Source organism: Rhodoferax sp. (assembly GCF_028689305.1).
In the GTDB taxonomy this organism is placed as follows: Bacteria; Pseudomonadota; Gammaproteobacteria; order Burkholderiales; family Burkholderiaceae_C; genus Rhodoferax.
Window position 1 is genome coordinate 1 of the sequence record NZ_JAQTWM010000172.1, and the last position, 3089, is coordinate 3089.

General features: G+C 61.3%; 4 protein-coding genes. All 4 read right to left on the reverse strand.

Going from position 1 to position 3089, the window contains the following annotated elements:
- Positions 1–26: 26 nt before the first annotated feature.
- Positions 27–884, reverse strand: coding sequence for a universal stress protein (locus PHW99_RS18500; protein WP_300181239.1), 858 nt, complete (start codon positions 882–884; stop codon positions 27–29).
- Between the two features lie 12 nt (positions 885–896).
- Positions 897–2375 (reverse strand): SulP family inorganic anion transporter, encoded by a 1479-nt coding sequence (locus PHW99_RS18505; RefSeq protein ID WP_300181242.1) that lies wholly within the window; start codon positions 2373–2375, stop codon positions 897–899.
- A 75-nt stretch (positions 2376–2450) separates the two neighbouring features.
- On the reverse strand, positions 2451–2630 hold the full coding sequence (locus PHW99_RS18510) for an SMR family transporter (protein ID WP_300181245.1): 180 nt from the start codon (positions 2628–2630) through the stop codon (positions 2451–2453).
- Positions 2631–2657: 27 nt separating this feature from the next.
- The coding region (locus PHW99_RS18515) for an MBL fold metallo-hydrolase (RefSeq protein ID WP_300181248.1) at positions 2658–3089 on the reverse strand (432 nt) is incomplete at its 5' end.

Genomic DNA, 3089 nt, shown 5'->3' on the forward strand with positions numbered 1-3089 from the left:
TCTGTTTTGACGGTCGGCTTCAAAAGCTACCTCAAAATCAGCACGGGCACATCACTCACGCGCAGCAAGGTGCTGGTGGTGCTACCCGTGATCAACTGTTTGAGCCATGAGTGACCAAAAGCGCCCATCACCAACAGTTGTGCACCTTGCGACTTGACAAACCCCGGCAGCACCTCGTTGGGCTCACCGACGATCAATTGCGTGTGAACCTCAAACCCGGCGTTCACCAACACCCGCCTGGCTTCATCGAGTTGACGCAGGCGCAGCGTGGACACCACCCCTGCCGTGACCACCAGAGCCTTGAGTCCTGCCAATAACGGCGATGTTTTGATCAGTTCAAGGGTTTTGAACGCCGCGCTGCTGCCATCAAAGGCAAAAGCAAAACATTGGGGTTGGGCAAACTGCCCACGGGTCGCCACCAGCACCGAGCGACGGGTCGAGCGGATGACATCCTCCAGGTGATGGTCGAAATGCACTTTTTGGGTTTGGGCTGCGTGGTAATGCTCACCCAATACCAGCAGCATGGCACCTGCTTCCATCTCTTGCACGGTGGCAACAAACTCGCCGTGGCGCAGGCGCCCGTCAAGCTGGCTGACACCGGCCTTGGCCGCACGTTCCCTGGCGCTGGCCAGCAATTGGCGGCCAGCCTCCACCGCGGTCTTGCTCTGCTGGGCATCGGCCGCACTCAGGTCTTGCAAAATGGCTTCTTGCGCGCCCAGACCAATGGCACCGCTGAAGTCTTTGGTGCTGGCGCGCTCGGGGTGGCGCTCCAGCACATGCAAAAATTCGAGCGATGCCGCCAGGCGCAGCGCGGCCCAGGCACCCCAGTCAATCACCGACAAGGTGTTGGATTGGCCGTCAATGCAGGCATAAATTCGGTTCATGTGGCGATCCTTTCAGTGCATCAGTTGCTCAACGGCATCGGGCTTGTCGTGCACCGCAAAACGATCCACCAGCGTGGCACTGGCCTGGTTCAGGCCGATCACTTCCACCTCGGCGCCCTCGCGCTTGAACTTGAGCACGACCTTGTCCAAGGCACTGACGGCGGTGATGTCCCAGAAGTGTGCCCGGCTGACATCGATGCGCACCGTTTCCACCACTTCCTTGTAATCAAAGCTGGCGATGAAGGTCTCACTCGAGGCAAAAAATACCTGACCCACCACACCGTAGGTGCGCACCCGGCCCGATTCGTCACTGCTGCGGTCAACGCGCAGCACCTTGCCCACCTTGTGGGCGAAGAAGATGCCCGAGAGCAGCACCCCCACAAATACTCCTTTGGCCAGGTCATGGGTGGACACCGTCACCACCACGGTGGCGATCATCACCAGGGATGAGCTGGGCGGGTGCGCGCGCAACTTGCGGATGGAGTCCCAGCTGAAGGTGCCGATGCTGACCATGACCATCACCGCCACCAGGGCCGCCATGGGAATCTGTTTGACCCAAGGCCCCAGAAACACAATCAGAACCAGAAGGAACAAACCGGCCGCAAACGTGGACAGGCGACCCCGGCCGCCGGACTTCACGTTGATCATGGACTGGCCGATCATGGCGCAACCGGCCATGCCACCAATGAAGCCGGTGGCCATGTTGGCCACGCCTTGGCCCACACATTCGCGGTTTTTATTGCTGCTGGTGTCGGTCAGCTCATCCACGATGGCCGCCGTCATCATCGACTCCAGCAGCCCGACCACGGCCAGCGTGGCGGCGTAGGGCAGGATGATCTGCAGCGTGTGCCAATTCAATGGCACGTCCGGCAGCAGGAAAACCGGCAAGCTGTCAGGCAATTGGCCCATGTCGCCCACCGTGCGAATGTCCAGGCCCAAGGCCATGGACACGCCGGTGAGCACAACGATGGTGACCAGCGGCGACGGGATGGATTTGGTGAGGTACGGGAAGCCGTAAATGATGCCAAGTCCGGCGGCCGTCATCGCATACACAACCCAGGACACATTCGTCAGCTCAGGCAATTGCGCCAAAAAGATCAGAATCGCCAACGCATTGACAAAGCCGGTAATGACCGAGCGCGAGACAAACCGCATCAGCACACCCAGCTTGAGCACACCGGCCACAATTTGCAGCACCCCGGTCAATACCGTGGCGGCAAACAGGTACTGCAGGCCGTGCTCCTTGACCAGCAGCACCATCACCAGCGCCATGGCGCCGGTGGCCGCCGAGATCATGCCAGGGCGCCCGCCGGTGAACGCAATCAGCACGGCCATGCTGAACGAGGCATACAGCCCGACCTTGGGGTCCACGCCGGCAATGATGGAGAAGGCAATGGCCTCGGGGATCAGAGCCAGCGCGACCACCAGCCCGGCGAGCAAATCGCCCCGGATGTTGGAGAGCCAGTCCTGGCGAAGGGATTTTGAAAACATGGGTGGTCTGAAGCCACGGCAAGTGGCTGTGTGAGCAAGGGGAAAGGGGGGGGGTCCGTGATCCACGGACATGGATCAAAGCGATGATAGAAGCAAACCGGGGCGACCGATCACGCCGGCCACGATCAACGCAAGGCGGACGAGGCGGCCAGTGTTGGTCGCGTCGCCAGGCAACGCCATGCCGAGGATGGCCGTACCCGTGACGCCGATGCCAATCCAAATGGCGCAGGCCGCGCCGACCACCAGCGTCTGCATGGCGAAAGCGCAATGCCCGCCACTGATTTATCTGGCATCTGCCACATAGGGGTTGCTGCGCCGCTCGCGCCCGAACGTGCTCTCGGGGCCGTGGCCGGGAATAAACACGGTGTCGTCGCCCATGGGCCACAGGCGTTGTTTGATGCTGGCGATCAGGGTGTCATGGTCGCCCTGCGGAAAATCGGTGCGACCGATCGAGCCGGCAAACAGCACATCCCCGACAAACGCACGCTTCGCCTCGCTTGAGTAAAACACCACATGGCCTGGCGTGTGACCCGGGCAGTGCCGCACCGCCAAGGTGCAGTCACCCACCGTGACGGTGTCGCCATCCTGCAGCCAACGCGTGGGTGTGAAGCTTTTGGCAGGCGGAAAACCGAACATCTTGCTTTGGCCGGGCAGGCCGTCGATCCAGAACTGGTCGGCTTCGTGCGGACCGATGATGGGCAAGCCGAGCCGCTC